We start from the raw sequence: 15247 nt of genomic DNA, 5'->3' as shown, positions 1-15247 counted from the left end.
GTATCTGCGCGTCATCTTCGTCTCGATGACCGCCGCCTTGATCGCCCGCATGTGGGTCGACACTTCGGGCGTCGAACCCCCGGCCATCGTCTGGTTTCCGCCGATCGAATGGATGGCCTTTGCCGCGATGCTCGCTGTGGCGCTTGTCGGCGCCCTGCTCGGCCGGCTTTGCCGGCTGCCGTCGCCGTTCTTCCTCGGCACCTTCATCTTCGGCACCATTGTCCATCTCGGCTTCGGCGTGGAGATGCAATTGCCGCAATGGCTGCTGGCCGTCAGCTACGCCCTGATCGGCTGGTCGATCGGCCTGAACTTCACCCGGCCGATCCTGCGCCACGCGACCCGCGCATTGCCGCAGATCATCGCCTCGATCGTGGCGCTGATCGCCTTTTGCGGCGGCATGGCATTCGTCATCAGTCGCGTGCTCGGCATCGATCCGCTCACCGCCTATCTGGCGACGAGCCCCGGCGGCATGGACAGCGTCGCCATCATCGCCGCGGCGGCGCAGAACGTCGACATCTCCTTCGTCATGGCGCTGCAGTCAGCCCGCTTCCTCGTGGTGCTGCTCGTCGGTCCGAGCGTGGCGCGGCTGGTGGCGAGAAGCATCAAGGAATAGGGCAAAGCGCCCGAACCTGTCTGGAAAGGGCCTTGTGCCGCCGGCATCGGCAAGCTTCGCAAAACCGCGGACCGGGTCGGTTGCGGTTCAATCCAGCCGCTTCATCAGATCCTCGTCCAGCCAGCGGCCGAAGAAATACACCAGTTGCTTGTGCCACCATGGCCAGTCATGGCTGACGTCGCCGCCCCAATAGTCGACCCACGCCGGAATCGACTTGTCGCGCAACACCTGTTCCAACTCGCGCGTTTCCACCAGCATGCGCTCTTCCCAGGCGCCCTGCCCGCAACAGAAGATCAGCCTCAGCGCCCTCAACCGTCCGAGCAGCTTCTGGTCGACGATGCCAGGCAGGTAGTCGAGCGGCGAGTTGAAGAAGATGCTGCCCTCGAGCGTCCGGCCAAAGAAATCGCGGGTCGAATAGACGCCGGACAGCGCAATGACGCCGCTGGCCAGCTCCGGAAAGCGGAAGACGAAGTTCGACGAATGATAGCCGCCCATCGAACAGCCCGAGAACAGCGGCTTCAGATTGCGCCCGCCATTGGCCTTGGCGGCAATCGACTGCAGTTCCGGCAGTGCTTCCTCGCGCACATAGCGGAAATAGGCTTCATGGCGCGCGATGCGCTGCGCAGGATCGCCATGCTTGTCGAAGAAGGATTCGGAATCGATGCCGTCGAGCGTGAACAACTGGATGCGGCCGGTATCGATGAAGTCGGCCAGCGCCCCCACCCCGCCGGAATCCTCGAACTGGTAGAAGCGCCCTTGCGAGGTCGGGAACACCACCACCGGCCGGCCGGCATGGCCGTAGCGCTTGTACTCCATGTCGCGGCCGAGATTGCGGGCAAACCCCTTGTGATAGGAGACATCCATCGCTCAGGCCTTTTCCGCGTGGATGTAGTCGACCGCCTGGCGCAGCGCCTTCTGGTCCCTCGAGCGCATCTGATAGGCGTAATTCCCCATGGCGCGGCTGAAAACCTCTTCGATGGCCTGGTGGTGGACAATCTTGTCGCCGTGGGCGGCTAGCACGTCCGCATGGCTGTGCAAATAGTGGAGGTGGCGTTTGCGGCTGGCATAGGCGGTGAAATACTTGCCTTCGTAGGGTCCGCCGGCGGCGTCCTTGACCACCATGTCGGCCCATGCCGCGTAGACGTCGATGTCGAACGTGTAGTTGATGGCATCCGTCATCCAGGCTCCGGGCGGGCGCATGTTGACCTCGAGCGCGATGACGCGCTTGTCCTTGGTCTCGAACAGCTCGATGTGGAAGAACCGCTCGCGCACGTCGAACGCCTTGAGAATCTTGCGGCCCGCCTCTTCCACGGCCGGGCTGATTTCGGGAAAGCAGGTGTAGCTCATGTGGCGGTCGCGGTTGACCACCTCCATGACGCTCTGGTCGTAGCGGTGGCTCGCCGCCAGCACCACCTCGCCGTCGCGGTTGACCAGACCGTCGAACGTCACCACCAGCCCCTCGATGAATTGCTCCATGACGAAGGTCACGCCCTCCGGCTTGTCCCGGAAGAACTGGTCGAGCTCCTTCGCATTGGAGATCTTGAACGTGTTCGAGGCGCCCGAGCCGGAATCAGGCTTTACCACCACCGGATAGCCGACGCGGCGGATGAAGGTCATGGCGCCCGCCCGATCGGAGCATTTGCGCTGCGGAATGGTCTCGACGCCGCTCTTGCGGAAGAAGGCGCGCATGCGGCTCTTGCGCTTCAGGTTCTTAACGAAATCGAGCTTGGTGCCGAAGACGTTGAAGTCGGTGCGGATGTTGGCTTCCAGCTCCAGCCAATGCTCGTTGAGCGACTCGAAACGGTCGATGCGCCCCCATTTGTGGATGAAATGGCCCATCGCCCGGAATACCGGCTCGTAGTCCTCCATGTCGGCGACGCGGTAATATTCCGACAGCGCCGCCTTCAGTTTTCCGCTCAGCGCCTCATAAGGCGCATCGCCGATGCCTAGCACGGTGGCGCCGGCCTTCTTCAGCCGATCGCAGAAGTCGGCGCCGTTGGCCGGAAAATGCGGCGAGAAGTACACAAAATTCATGGATGGGCCTCCCCAGGCGTCGCTGCCTCGTCGGCGAGTTTGGCGCATTTGCCGGACGTGGGGAAGAGCCTGGCCGCGCCGGCACTTGCCTCTCGAATGCCGCTCCTGTATGAGAACCGCCATGAACACGCGCGCCTCCTCCGCCGCTTCCCGTCCGACCGGCTTTGCCGGCGAGACCGTGCGCGCGCTTGCTTCCACCCTGCTTCTTCTCGGCCTTATCGGCGATCGCCGGGTTCGCTGAAGGAGCGCCCGGCGGTCGAAATCGCCGCTTACGCGCACGCTCCTTGGCCAGTTGGCAAGTCACATCAAGCGAACGAAACTTTGGTAAAGGCGCCGCTCGGCACCAATCCGTCTGAAGGCGGATCCGCGAGCCGCCGGGAGAGATGACGATGAACGCACGAGAAGACATTCAGGCTGACCATGCCGAGAAGGGCATGTCGGACGCCGCTCGCAAATACCAGCCCTACCCGACCGTCGGCCTCACCGATCGCACCTGGCCGTCAAAGGTCATCGACAAGGCGCCGATCTGGTGCTCGGTCGACCTGCGCGACGGCAACCAGGCGCTGATCGACCCGATGGGCCACGAGCGCAAGGCGCGCATGTTCGCGCTGCTGCTCGACATGGGCTTCAAGGAGATCGAGATCGGTTTCCCCTCGGCCTCGCAAACCGATTTCGATTTCGCCCGCTGGTGCATCGAGGAAGGCAACGTGCCGGCCGATGTCTCGCTGCAGGTGCTGGTGCAGTGCCGTCCCGAATTGATTACCCGCACCTTCGAGGCGCTGAAGGGCGCAACCAACCCGATCGTGCATTTCTACAACTCGACCAGCGAATTGCAGCGCCGCGTCGTCTTCGAGAAGGACGTCGCCGGCATCAAGCGCATCGCCACTGACGCCGCCAAGATGATCACCGACATGGCTGCCAAGGCGGGCGGCGGCTATCGCTTCGAATATTCGCCGGAGAGCTTCACCGGCACCGAGCTCGAGGTGGCTCTGGAGATCTGCAATGCCGTGACCGAGATCGTGAAGCCGACGGCCGACAACAAGCTGATCATAAACCTGCCGTCGACGGTCGAGATGTCGACGCCCAACATCTATGCCGACCGCATCGAGTGGATGTGCCGCAACCTCGACAACCGCGAGAACCTGATCATCTCGCTGCACCCGCACAATGACCGCGGCACCGGCATTGCCACCACCGAGCTCGGCCTGATGGCCGGCGCCGACCGCGTCGAGGGCACGCTGTTTGGCAATGGTGAGCGCACCGGCAATGTCGACATCGTCACGCTGGCGCTCAACATGTACACGCAAGGCGTCGATCCCGAGCTGGATTGTTCCGACATCAACCGGATGAAGGACGTCTATGAATATTCGAACCAGCTGAAAATCCCGGAACGCCACCCATACGTCGGTGAACTGGTCTACACCGCCTTCTCCGGCTCGCACCAGGACGCCATCAACAAGGGCATGAAGGCGCTGAAGAAGGCCAACACGCCGCTCTGGGAAGTGCCCTACCTGCCGATCGATCCGGCCGACGTCGGCCGCACCTACGAGGCGATCATCCGCATCAACTCGCAGTCCGGCAAAGGCGGCATCGCCTATGTGCTGCAGGCCGACTACGGCCTCAATCTGCCGCGCAACCTGCAGATCGAGTTCAGCCAGGCTATCCAGGCAATCACCGACGCCGAAGGCAAGGAGGTGCCCGCCAAGCGGATCCATGAGCGCTTCCTCGAGACCTATGTCGACCAGCCCAGCGCCCGGCTGGAATTCATCGATCACCACACCTATCCCGACACCGAGGTGAAGGGCCGCCGCGTGATCGAGGCGGTGATCCTCGACAAGGGCAAGGAAATGACCATCACCGGCACCGGCACCGGCCCGATCGATGGTTTCGTCGATGCGCTGTCGCGGCATGTTGGCGTCGCGATGTCGGTGCTCGACTATTCCGAACATTCGCTACAGCGCGGCTCGAATGCCTCCGCCATCTCCTATGTCGAGATGGAGTATCCCGGCGGCAAGCTGTTCGGCGCCGGCATCAATACCAACATCGTCGCCGCCTCGCTGGAAGCGGTGGTTTCGGCCGCCAACCGCATCGTCGGCCGCAACGCCGGCTGATCAATGCTTACCCGGAGCGCCGCACGTCCGCGGCGCTCCGCACGCATTGCGATACCGGCTTTCGCGCGTTAACCATGGGCAATTATCCGGTGGCTTACGCGATCGCATAACACAACTATGCTTGTGCGGCAGTGCCATCGCTATATGATCGCGCCCTAACCTGTGCCGACTTCGAGAGGATCGACACTTGCAGCATGCCCCGCCTGCCGCCCCCGCAGTGCGCGAGACACTTGAGCGACTGCTCGCCAGCGAAACATTCGGACGCTCGGAGCGTGCCCGAAAGCTGCTCCGCTACCTGGTCGAGCGCGAGCAGGCCGGCGAAGCCGACCGGCTCAAGGGCTTCTCCATCGCCATGGATGTCTTCGGCAGGGACGGCGATTTCGATCCGTCGACCGATGCCGTGGTCCGGGTCCAGGCGGGCAGGCTGCGCGAGCTCCTGCAGCAATATTTCGCCAATGAAGGCGTTGCCGAACCGGTGCGTATCGCCATCCCGCGCGGCGGCTATGTTCCATCCTATGAGCTGAACGCAATTCGCCTGCCTGTCGGCGAGGAGCCGGCGGCGGGCGTGGCGCGTGCCATCGTGGCGCCCGGCTTGCCAGAGGAGCCCGCTCCCGCACAGTCCGCGCCGCCGATGTCGCCGCCCGCTTCTCAGGCTCATGGCCCGTCGCTGACCCGCCACCTGAGGTTCTTCTGGGGCGCGATCGCTGTCGTCATCGCCATGCTGGGCGTGCTCATCCTTCGCCAGGGCGGCGATGCCTTGCTCGGCGGCGGGGATGCGGCCTCGGTGGTCGAAACAGCGGCGACAGGTAGCATCGCGTCTTCACCGGTGGAGACCTTGCCTTTGATCTACATCGCCACAAAGGCGAGCGGTCCCGAGGCGGCGCGCGTGGCTGCCTCGCTGCGCACCGGCCTTGCCGGTTTCGACACGATAGACTTCATCGGGCGCGACGCTGACGGCACGCATGATCCGGCCGCCGACGCCACCAGCTTTGTATTCGACATCTTGCCTGGACCCGCGCCAAGCGATGTCACGATCGAACTGCAGAATGTCGCCACCGGCCGGGTGCTCCTGTCACGCAACCTGACGGCCGAGGACAGTGCGCCCGACGCGGTCGAGGACAGCATCGCCAACATATTGACCTCGACCATTCCGGCCTCCGGACCGATCTACGGCTATATCGAGCAAAGCGGCATCGGCACTGGCCTGACGCAGTGCCTGGTGCTCAACGACAGATACTATCTCGATCAAAGCGCAGCGACGCACGAGGCTGCCTATCGCTGCCTCGAGAAACTGGCCAACCAAGGTGCGAAATCGTCGCTTGTCTATTCCGAACTCGCGTCCCTGCATCTCGAGGCCGTCACCGATCACTACGCCTATCCTTCCGGCGCGACGATCGAACAGGCGATGTCGTTTGCCCATCGTGCCGTGCAGATCGGGCCGACCAGCCCCTATGCGCATCGCGCCTATGGCTATCTCAATTCGCGCCTCGGCAATACGGACGAAGCGATCCGCTGGATGCGCAAGGCGCACGAGCTCAATCCCTACGATCTCGGTATGGCCGCAGCCTACGGCTATGGGCTGATCTTCGCCGGCAAGTACAGCGAAGGCACCCCTATCATTGCACACGCCGTCGAGACCTTCAGTGGCCACCCGACATGGTGGGACTACGGCCTGTTTGTCGGCGCGTTCATGCTGGGGGATGCGAGGCAGGCCGCCATTGCCAGTGAATCGTTGCGCACCACGGCCACCAAGTCTCATTATCTGGCCGCGCGCCTGATCGGCGCCAAGATTGCCGGCCGCGGCCAGTTGGCCGGCCAGTTGACCGATGAACTCGTCGCCAAATTCCCGAAATTCGCCGCCGATCCGCGCGCGACCTTCGTCGACCGCAAATACCCCGCCGATCTCACCGACAGGTTGGTCCAAGCTTTGCATGCAGCAGGCCTTGGTAGCGCCAGCTGAATTGTACTAGAACGGCGCGGCTGATCGCAAAAAATTTACTGGCCGTTGCTCTAGACAAAGAGCAATCGAGCCACAATTTGACTACGGGGGCGCCTGTTCGGTCGCTGGGGCTTGGAAAACTCATAAACTTTCATGGATTCTTCCGTTTATGCCGCCGAACGGGGCGCCGGCTCGAAGGTTGTCGTTTTCCTGCACGGTTTTGGCGGGTGCCATGATGTCTGGCGCCAGGTGATCTCGACGCTATCTCCCGGAATGCGGACGATTGCCTACGACCTTCCCGGCCACGGGCATTCTCTCAGTGTCCCCGGCACATCGGCGCGCTCCGCCGCCAAGGCCATTCTCGCCGACCTGGCGACACGCGGAAGGAAGAAAGTGCATCTCGTCGGCCATTCGATGGGTGGCGCGGTCGCGACCCTGATGGCGTTGAGCGAGCCCGAAAGGGTAGCCTCGCTGACGCTTCTGGCGCCGGGCGGTTTCGGACCGGAGATCAACGGGCCGCTATTGCGCCGCTATGCGGCGGCGGCCGGCAGAAACGAGGTTCGTACCTGTTTGGCCGCCATGTCCGGACCAGGGGAACAGCCGCCGGAAGACATCGTGGATACGCTTGCCGAGATGCGCGAACGCCCCGGTCAGGTGCAGAAGCTTGTCGAGATCGCCGCCGTCATGACCAGGGATGATCGGCAAGGCGCCATTCCGCGCGAACAGTTGGGCACGCTCGCCATGCCGGTGATGGTGGTCTGGGGCACGGACGACGCCATGCTGCCGGTTGCCCAGGCAGACGACTTGCCGGCGCATTTTCACCTGCATCATGTTCTGGAAGCCGGCCATATGCTGGTCGAGGAAGCATCCGATCTGGTCGCTTCCGCCGTGCGTCGTAACATGAGTCGGCGCCGTCGACGCTCGTCCGCGCGTGACCGGGCGGTATAGCTGATCCACCATCTCACCAGTGCATTTTGTCGGCGACTGTGTTAACCCGCTGTTAACCAACACGAGGCAGCCGCCGATGAAGGACGCAGGCGAGAAACCCACCCCGATCGAGGCGTCGCGCAAGCTGTCCGATGCCATTCGCGACGTGAAGAACGCTTTCGCTGATCGCGACGATGTCGTCGTCGACATGCGCGAGGCGCACCGTATGCGACTGGATCTGCTTGCCGCTGAGCTCGCCCCTGTCTTTGCCGAGGTGCCCACCGACATGGACAATTTCGACTTCGCGGTCTCGTCCGGCCTGCAGCCGCGCCTGTGGATCGATGCCGTCTGCCACGTCGCCATGGGACGCGACCGCCGCACCTATCGCTTCCTCAGGGACACGCGCATCGGGCGCGTGGTGCTCGCCGAATCGAGCGACATGAAGGTCGTCGCCGATTCTGTGACGCGCTATGTGGCCGAACGTGTGATCGAGCGCCAGAGGATGATGGAAGGCGGGGTCGAGCATCCCGTTCCCGGCATGCATCGGGCATCGGTGAGAGAAGCCGAACCGCCCTTGCGGGCGACCCGGCGCGGCAAGGCCTGGTCAGCCGTCCTCTCCGGTTTGGGTCTGATCGCCGCCGGCGCGCTTGTTGGGCTTGCCGTGTCGCTGGTGCTGTTCTGGGATCGCCTCGCGGCCATCAAGGTCAGCTTCTGACCAGTTGGCGAGGTGCCTCGGCATCGGCCACCAGTTCAAGCACCTGCAGGTCCGAAGGCGGCATCGCCGGGCCGGTCAGACCGCGCCGCGTCAAACGGACCTGCCAGTCGCCTCTTTCGCCGTCGATATCGATGAGGTTGTATTGCGCCGCCTGGTGCCTGCCACCGAGCCCCTGCCCGGCCGCTGCGACGCCGACGACAGGGATCTTTTGGCCGCGCCGGCCGATGAAGAACAGCGTCGGGTCATGCGAATGACCGTGCAGAACGAGCTCGGCGCCATGCCGGTTTGCAGTCCGCTGGAAGAGCTCGATGCCGAATAGCCGCTTGTATTGGGAAACCGCCCCGCGCACCGGCGGATGATGGATCATGATCACCCGAAACAGACCGCTGCCGGCCGTTGCGTCCAGGATTTTGCCGAGTCGTCGCGCCTGGGCTGCCCTGAAAAAGCCGTTGGCCATGAAAGGAGCGGTGGCGCGCGCCGTCGAGACGCCAATCAGCGCGACATTGCCGCGCACGCGCAGATAGGGAAAGGCGTTGCGGTCGACCGGCCCGCTGACGCCGTCGCCTGTCATCCAGGCCGCCCATGATCGGCAGACCTTGTCGAAGGCGCCCGGTACATAGGCATCGTGGTTTCCGGGGACGACCGACACGTCATCGGGCGAGCCCAGCGTCTCCAGCCAGTGCCTGGCCATCTCGATCTCGCCGTCGAGCGCCAGATTGACCAGATCGCCGGTGACGGCGAGATGGTCCGGTTGGCTGGCTTTGAGATCTGCGACGATGCTGTCGATGACCGCATCATGCATGTGGCGGCGGCGATTGCGCTGCCAGTTGACATAGCCGACCACGCGCTTGGAGGCGAGTTCGCGATAGGTTACACCGGGAAGCGGCCCCAGATGGACATCGGAAATATGCGCGAGCCTGAACATTGCTCTTTCATAAGCGAGCCGGTGCCTGCTTTCCACTCATGGTTTTGCGTCGAATCGCGGTTCCGCGGATGACGGCGCCGCTCGATCCGGAAGCGGCCATGCGTCAGACCGGCTGGCCGGGTCTCAGGGCAAGGTTGTTCCATCTGTCTTTCCTGCTCAGGCGGCCGATGACGCTCGGCGTGCGCGGACTGGTTCACGACCGCACCGCCAATAGCATCTTCCTGATCCGACACACCTATGTGCCCGGCTGGCAGTTGCCGGGCGGCGGCGTCGAGGTCGGCGAAACACTTCTGGAGGCGCTGGCGCGCGAGCTTGCCGAGGAGGGCAACATCAGCATGACGGCGCCGCCAGAGCTGAAGTCGGTGCATTTCAACCGCCGCTCCAGCAGGCGCGATCATGTCGGTTTCTATCTGATCGAGAATTTCAGCCAGACGACGCGAAAACTGCCCGACCATGAAATCGCCGAGGCCGGCTTCTTCCCGCTTGACCGCTTGCCGGAAGCGACGACGCCTGCAACGCTGCGGCGGATCGCCGAGATTTTCACGAAGGCTGAGATCTCGCCCTACTGGTAAGCCTAGGCAGCTTTCCCAAACCGCGCCCGGTCGTGCGGCGCTGCGTAGTCGATTTCCGGCCCGACCGGCACGATGCCCGTCGGATTGATCATTCTGTGGCTGCCGTAGTAATGCGCCTTGATGTGATGCAGGTTGACCGTGCCCGAAACGCTTGGCACCTGATAGAGGTCCCGCAGATAGTTCGACAGGTTCGGATAGTCGGCGATGCGGCGCAGATTGCACCTGAAGTGCCCGACATAGACCGGGTCGAACCGCACCAGCGTGGTGAACAACCGCCAGTCCGCCTCGGTGATGCGGTCGCCTGCGAGATAGCGCTGCTTTGACAGTCGCGTCTCCATCTGGTCGAGCACAGAAAACAACTCTTCGAACGCCTCCTCATAGGCGGCTTGCGTGGTGGCGAAGCCGGCGCGATAGACGCCGTTGTTGATGGCCGGATAGACCACAGCGTTGACGCGATCGATCTCCGCGCGCAGCGCCTCGGGATATAAATCGAGCCCCATGTCTCCCCATTCGTCGAAGGCCGAATTGAGCATGCGAATGATCTCGGAAGATTCGTTGGAGACGATCGTTTCTTCCTTCTTGTCCCACAGCACCGGCACCGTCACCCGGCCCGAATAGGCCGGGTCGGCCTTGCTGTAGATCTGGTGCAGGAAATCGAGGCCGTACAGCGTGTCGCCGGTGGCGCCATCCTGCGGCAGGAAAGTCCAGCCGTGCGCGCCCATCAAATGATGCACCACCGATACCGAAATGACATCTTCCAACTTCTTCAGCACCCGGAAGATCAGTGTCCGGTGCGCCCACGGACACGCCAGCGAGACATAAAGATGGTAGCGGCCGGGCTCGGCCTTGAAGCCGCGCGAACGGCCTTCGGCAGGCGCCCCGTCGCGCGTGATCCAGTCACGCCATTGCGACTGCGCCCGCACGAACCTGCCGCCGCTGTCGGCCGTATCGTACCAGCGATCCTGCCACCTGCCTTCGACCAGCAATCCCATGCAAAACTCCATTGCGCCCTGAGGCCCATGTAGGCGCAGGGTCGCGATCCCGAAGGCCCGATGTGCTGAACAGACCGTCACTCGACCCAAACGGTCGATGAAATTGTGCGGATTGCAGCGGCCGGAAATTTTTGCTAGCGGGAACTCCGCATGTTTGACTTTGCCACGATCCGGTTCGACCGACGACGAAAGGGCGCCCGCGCTTGATGAAGCGCTGACTGGCGAACGCTGCCGCTTGCAGCAAACCCTTCCTCGCATACCGGAACGCGAAGACCATGAGCCTTGCCGACGTCGAATACCTGCCGGAAACCCCGGCGCATGACTCCGAAATCGAAGCCATCAACGACGAAGCCTTCGGGCCGGGCCGCTTCGTGCTCGCCGCCTACAAGATCCGCGAGGCGGGAGGGCACGAACGTGCAATGTCCTTCGTCGCCGTCGATGGCGATACCGTCATCGCCTCGGTGCGGATGACACGCGTGGCCGCCGGCGCCGGACGCGCCATGATGCTCGGACCGCTCGCTGTGCGCCCCGCCTTCAAGAACCTCGGCATCGGCCGCCGGCTCGTGGCGATTGCGCTCGAAGCCGCCGTCAAGGCCGGCGCGCCGGCGGTGATCCTTGTCGGCGACGAGCCCTATTATGGCCCGCTCGGCTTCAAACGCTTCCCGCGCGGTCAGATTTCCATGCCGCGGCCCGTCGATCTCGACAGGCTGCTTCACCACGAAATCACACCCGGCGCCGTGGCCAAATTCGTGGGCGAGGTCGGCCATGCGGATCAGGCGCGTGTGCCGGACCAAGTTCCGGCAATGGCCTGATCGACGGCTCAATCGGCACGATTGATCCCGGTCAAGCTTCGATTGACCCCGTCTGCCGTTGCGCCGTCGTGACGTCCTTCGTAGCATGACCGGGAAAAACGTGGAGGACGCCGCATGAACCCGAATGGCCAGATTTCGATCGTCACCGGCGGCGGCTCCGGCCTCGGCGAAGCGACGGCTCGCGCGCTTGCCGCCAGGGGTGCGCACGTCGCCATCCTCGATGTCGGCGTCGAGCGCGCGCAAAAGGTGGCAGCCGATATTGGCGGCATCGCCGTCCAGTGTGACGTCAGCAGCGACGCCAGCGGCGTTATCGCCGTCGGCGAGGTGGCGCAGAAGCTTGGCGAGCCGCGCATCCTCGTCAATTGCGCCGGCATCGCCATCGGCATGAAGACGATCGGCAAGGAGGGTCCGCATGCGCTCGACCAGTACCGCAAGGTGATCGAGATCAACCTGATCGGTACCTTCAACATGATCCGCCTTGTCGCCGACCGCGCCGCCAAGCTCGATGCGCTGGAAGGCGGCGAGCGCGGTGTCATCGTCAACACGGCGTCAGTCGCCGCTTATGACGGCCAGATTGGCCAGGCAGCCTATTCGGCCTCCAAGGGCGGCGTGGTCGGCATGACGCTGCCGGTCGCCCGCGACCTTGCTCGCTCAGGCATACGCGTCTGCACCATCGCGCCCGGCATCTTCCGGACGCCGATGATGGCCGGCATGCCGCAGGAGGTGCAGGATTCGCTCGGCGCAGCGGTACCGTTCCCGTCCCGCCTCGGCGAGCCGTCCGAATATGCGGCACTTGCACTCCATATTGTCGAGAACCAGATGCTGAACGGCGAGACCATCCGCCTCGACGGCGCCATCCGCATGGCGCCCAAATAGCCCCGATGGACACCGGCATCCCCGCTGCCGGAAAGGCCGGTCCGCTGGTCGGCCTGACGGTGATCGAGATGGCTGGCCTCGGCCCATTGCCGCTGGTCGGGCTGATGCTGTCGGAAATGGGCGCCGAGGTCTTGCGCATCGAGCGCGCCGGCCCCAGTCAGCCTTTGCTGGACCTGCCGGGCGAATACGATCTCGACCGTCACGGCCGCTCCATCCTGCGTGTCGATCTGAAGCGCGGCGAAGGCGCCGACCTGCTGCTCGGCCTCGCCGAAAGGGCCGACATGCTGATCGAGGGCTATCGCCCTGGCGTCATGGAGCGGCTTGGTCTCGGGCCTGACACGGTGCTGGCGCGCAATCCGGCGCTGATCTACGGCCGCCTGACCGGCTTCGGCCAGGGCGGGCCGCTTTCGGACCGCGCCGGCCACGACATCACCTATCTCGGCTATTCCGGCCTGCTGCACGCCATCGGCAGGCAGGGAAGCCCGCCGGTCCCGCCGCTCAACCTCGTCGCCGACTATGGCGGTGGCGCCATGATGTTGGTTGCTGGCGTGCTCGCTGCTTTGTTCCAGCGCTCGCGTTCCGGCAAGGGCCAGGTGATCGATGCCGCCATGGTTGAAGGCGCTTCCATGCTGGCAACGCCGATACACGCCTTCATGGCGGCCGGCCTCTGGAGCGACGCACGCGGCGAGAACCTGCTCGATTCCGGCGCGCCCTTCTACGATACTTACGAGACGGCGGACGCGCGCCATGTCGCGGTCGGCTGCCTCGAGCCCCGCTTCTTCGCCGAATTCGCCAGGCTGCTCCCGCTCGACCCGCGCTTCGCGCATGGTCAATACGACAGGACGACATGGCCGGCCATGCGCGCCGAAATCGCCGCGCGGATGAAACAAAAGACCCGCAACGACTGGGAAGCGCTTTTCGCCGCAAGCGATGCCTGCGTCGCCCCGGTGTTGTCCTTGCTGGAGGCAAGGGATCATCCGCACAGTCGCGCCCGCGGCGCCTTTGTGCAATCAGGCAATCTCGATCGCCCTGCCCCGGCGCCGCGCTTCTCGCAAACGCCGTCAGCGCTGGCCACCGCGCCGACCGATCGTGATCTTAAGCCGGAGATGGTTCTGGCGCGCTACGGCATGGCTGAAAGCGAGATTGCCGCCCTTGTCAAATCCGGTGTGATCGGATGATAAGCGGAGCAGAAAGATCAGCTTAACGGGGAGCGCTTTTGGTCGATCGGAAAAAAGACGTCATCCGCGAGACCGACGCCGCAGCGGTCAGGCTGGCTAAGACGCTGATCCGCGGCGCCCGTTTCGGCGCCCTGGCTGTGATCGACCCTGAGACCGGAGCGCCGCTGGCGAGCCGGGTCGGCGTCGCCACCGACAGCGACGGCGCCCCGCTGATCCTGGTCTCGATGCTGTCGGCGCACACCGGCGCGCTGCTTGCCGACCCGCGTTGCTCGTTGCTCGTCGGCGAGCCCGGCAAGGGCGATCCGCTGGCGCACCCACGGACAACCCTTGTCTGTCGCGCAAGGCGGCTGGAGCGCGGTTCGGCCGAACATATGCGCGCCGAGCGGCGCTACCTCAACCGCAACCCCAAGGCGAAGCTTTACGTCGGACTCGGCGACTTCTCTATTTTCCGCCTCGAACCGGAACGCGCCAGCCTCAATGGCGGTTTCGGCAAGGCCTACCTGCTCGACCGCGCCGACCTCGTCATCGCCGGACCTATCGTCGAGGAACTGGCCGAAGGCGAGCAATCGGCGCTCGACCACATGAATGCCAACCATCTCGACGCGATTGCCGTCTATGCGCGCCATTTCGCCAAGGCCGAGGGAGACGGCTGGGTCGCCACTGGTTTCGATGCCGAAGGCATGGACCTGGCGGCTGGCGATGCCCTATGCCGGGTCTTCTTTCCTGAGCCCCTGAAAGCCGCGCGTGAGTTGCGGCCCGTCCTGGTCGACATGGCAAAGGCCGGCCGCGCAGCCGGCTATTCACAAGAGCGGTAGTTAATTGTCTTGAATCAAAAGCAAGTCTTGAGATTTGGAAGAAATGTTCTACCCTTTGGTGTGTCGCTGATTCAGCAGCGGGCATCCACAGGTGAATTCATGGAATCAGACGCTATTGCCCCCATAGCGTCTGGATGAGCTGAAAAACATGGGGCATCGATGATCTCGAGCAAGCTAATCGCCAACGCCGAATCGGCAGCCACGTTTCTGACGCTCATGGGCAATGAGAAACGGCTGTTGATCATGAGCTATCTGGTCGACGGTGAAATGTCGGTCGGCGCCATCGCCGAAAAAGTCCAGCTGAGCCAGTCCGCCCTGTCTCAGCATCTGGCGAAGTTGCGGGGGCTTGACCTCGTCGAGACCCGCCGCGACCGGCAGATGATCTACTATTCCTGCAAGTCCGACGCCGCGCGCGAGCTGCTTCGCATGTTGGACGGCATCTTCGGCGACGGCGATCTGTCCCAGATGGCCCATCGGCTGCGGCGCGCCGGGGCTTGACCGGCAGGCCCGATCGCTCCTTACCTCGCTGACGATCGCCAGAGCGTGGCTTGGGTCCAGACGGACCCACGAGCCACGCTCCGGCACTTTGAATCCTCGGCTGGGCAGCGCATGGACCTTATCCGCATCGACGATCCAGGTGACCCGCGCGTCGCCGCCTATCTCGATATCCGCGAGCGCGATCTCGTTGGCCGTCACGGCCGTTTCGTCGCCGAGGGCAAGGTGGTGCTCGACGTGCTC

Annotated in this window: 15 protein-coding genes and 1 pseudogene; 12 read left to right on the top strand and 4 right to left on the bottom strand. The window is 63.8% G+C overall.

Annotated elements, in window-relative coordinates; translation table 11 throughout:
- Nucleotides 1–613, top strand: a 613-nt coding sequence (locus EOA33_RS07765; protein ID WP_190234224.1) for an AbrB family transcriptional regulator, incomplete at its 5' end; no start/stop codon positions are given.
- Nucleotides 614–700: 87 nt separating this feature from the next.
- On the opposite strand, the gene EOA33_RS07760 is transcribed toward EOA33_RS07765, so the two are convergent.
- Both EOA33_RS07760 and EOA33_RS07755 read right to left on the bottom strand, forming a co-directional pair.
- On the bottom strand, nucleotides 701–1477 hold the full coding sequence (locus EOA33_RS07760) for an alpha/beta hydrolase-fold protein (protein WP_126058614.1): 777 nt from the start codon (nucleotides 1475–1477) through the stop codon (nucleotides 701–703).
- A gap of 3 nt (nucleotides 1478–1480) precedes the next feature.
- Nucleotides 1481–2647: an ATP-grasp domain-containing protein gene (locus EOA33_RS07755; RefSeq protein ID WP_126058613.1), complete on the bottom strand. Its 1167-nt coding sequence runs from the start codon at nucleotides 2645–2647 to the stop codon at nucleotides 1481–1483.
- Nucleotides 2648–3036: 389 nt separating this feature from the next.
- Here EOA33_RS07755 and leuA point away from each other — a divergent pair, with 389 nt between their 5' ends.
- The 4 genes from leuA to EOA33_RS07730 all read left to right on the top strand — a co-directional run bounded on the left by leuA (nucleotide 3037) and on the right by EOA33_RS07730 (nucleotide 8339).
- Nucleotides 3037–4758 carry a 2-isopropylmalate synthase gene (leuA, locus tag EOA33_RS07745; protein ID WP_126058611.1) on the top strand — a complete coding sequence of 574 codons (1722 nt, stop codon included), beginning with the start codon at nucleotides 3037–3039 and terminating at the stop codon, nucleotides 4756–4758.
- A 187-nt stretch (nucleotides 4759–4945) separates the two neighbouring features.
- Nucleotides 4946–6718 (top strand): hypothetical protein, encoded by a 1773-nt coding sequence (locus tag EOA33_RS07740; RefSeq protein WP_126058610.1) that lies wholly within the window; start codon nucleotides 4946–4948, stop codon nucleotides 6716–6718.
- A gap of 132 nt (nucleotides 6719–6850) precedes the next feature.
- On the top strand, nucleotides 6851–7645 hold the full coding sequence (locus EOA33_RS07735; protein WP_127405365.1) for an alpha/beta fold hydrolase: 795 nt from the start codon (nucleotides 6851–6853) through the stop codon (nucleotides 7643–7645).
- Nucleotides 7646–7721: 76 nt separating this feature from the next.
- The gene (locus EOA33_RS07730; RefSeq protein ID WP_126058608.1) at nucleotides 7722–8339 is read left to right on the top strand and encodes a hypothetical protein; all 618 of its coding nucleotides are present in this window, start codon (nucleotides 7722–7724) and stop codon (nucleotides 8337–8339) included.
- On the opposite strand, the gene EOA33_RS07725 is transcribed toward EOA33_RS07730, so the two are convergent.
- Nucleotides 8329–9264, bottom strand: a complete 936-nt coding sequence (locus EOA33_RS07725; protein WP_126058607.1) for a metallophosphoesterase — start codon at nucleotides 9262–9264, stop codon at nucleotides 8329–8331. The genes EOA33_RS07730 and EOA33_RS07725 overlap by 11 nt on opposite strands.
- Nucleotides 9265–9332: 68 nt before the next feature.
- On the opposite strand from EOA33_RS07725, the gene EOA33_RS07720 reads away from it, so the two are divergent.
- Nucleotides 9333–9836 carry an NUDIX domain-containing protein gene (locus EOA33_RS07720; protein ID WP_126058606.1) on the top strand — a complete coding sequence of 168 codons (504 nt, stop codon included), beginning with the start codon at nucleotides 9333–9335 and terminating at the stop codon, nucleotides 9834–9836.
- 2 nt (nucleotides 9837–9838) lie between these two features.
- On the opposite strand, the gene EOA33_RS07715 is transcribed toward EOA33_RS07720, so the two are convergent.
- Complete coding sequence (locus EOA33_RS07715; RefSeq protein WP_126058605.1) at nucleotides 9839–10828, bottom strand: glutathione S-transferase family protein; 990 nt, start codon at nucleotides 10826–10828, stop codon at nucleotides 9839–9841.
- Nucleotides 10829–11103: 275 nt separating this feature from the next.
- On the opposite strand from EOA33_RS07715, the gene EOA33_RS07710 reads away from it, so the two are divergent.
- From EOA33_RS07710 to EOA33_RS40340, 6 genes and pseudogenes are all read left to right on the top strand, one after another.
- On the top strand, nucleotides 11104–11640 hold the full coding sequence (locus EOA33_RS07710; protein WP_126058604.1) for an N-acetyltransferase: 537 nt from the start codon (nucleotides 11104–11106) through the stop codon (nucleotides 11638–11640).
- A gap of 114 nt (nucleotides 11641–11754) precedes the next feature.
- Nucleotides 11755–12516, top strand: a complete 762-nt coding sequence (locus EOA33_RS07705; RefSeq protein WP_126058603.1) for a 3-hydroxyacyl-CoA dehydrogenase — start codon at nucleotides 11755–11757, stop codon at nucleotides 12514–12516.
- 5 nt (nucleotides 12517–12521) lie between these two features.
- On the top strand, nucleotides 12522–13694 hold the full coding sequence (locus EOA33_RS07700) for a CaiB/BaiF CoA-transferase family protein (protein WP_126058602.1): 1173 nt from the start codon (nucleotides 12522–12524) through the stop codon (nucleotides 13692–13694).
- A gap of 38 nt (nucleotides 13695–13732) precedes the next feature.
- Nucleotides 13733–14509 (top strand): HugZ family protein, encoded by a 777-nt coding sequence (locus tag EOA33_RS07695; RefSeq protein ID WP_127405364.1) that lies wholly within the window; start codon nucleotides 13733–13735, stop codon nucleotides 14507–14509.
- A 159-nt stretch (nucleotides 14510–14668) separates the two neighbouring features.
- Complete coding sequence (locus tag EOA33_RS07690; protein WP_126058600.1) at nucleotides 14669–15007, top strand: metalloregulator ArsR/SmtB family transcription factor; 339 nt, start codon at nucleotides 14669–14671, stop codon at nucleotides 15005–15007.
- A gap of 111 nt (nucleotides 15008–15118) precedes the next feature.
- Nucleotides 15119–15247 (top strand): annotated as a pseudogene (locus EOA33_RS40340) (RNA methyltransferase); the annotation flags it as partial.

Origin of the sequence: Mesorhizobium sp. M4A.F.Ca.ET.050.02.1.1 (assembly GCF_003997725.1) — a bacterium.
Classification (GTDB): domain Bacteria; phylum Pseudomonadota; class Alphaproteobacteria; order Rhizobiales; family Rhizobiaceae; genus Mesorhizobium.
This window is presented reverse-complemented; position numbering and strand designations above follow the sequence as displayed.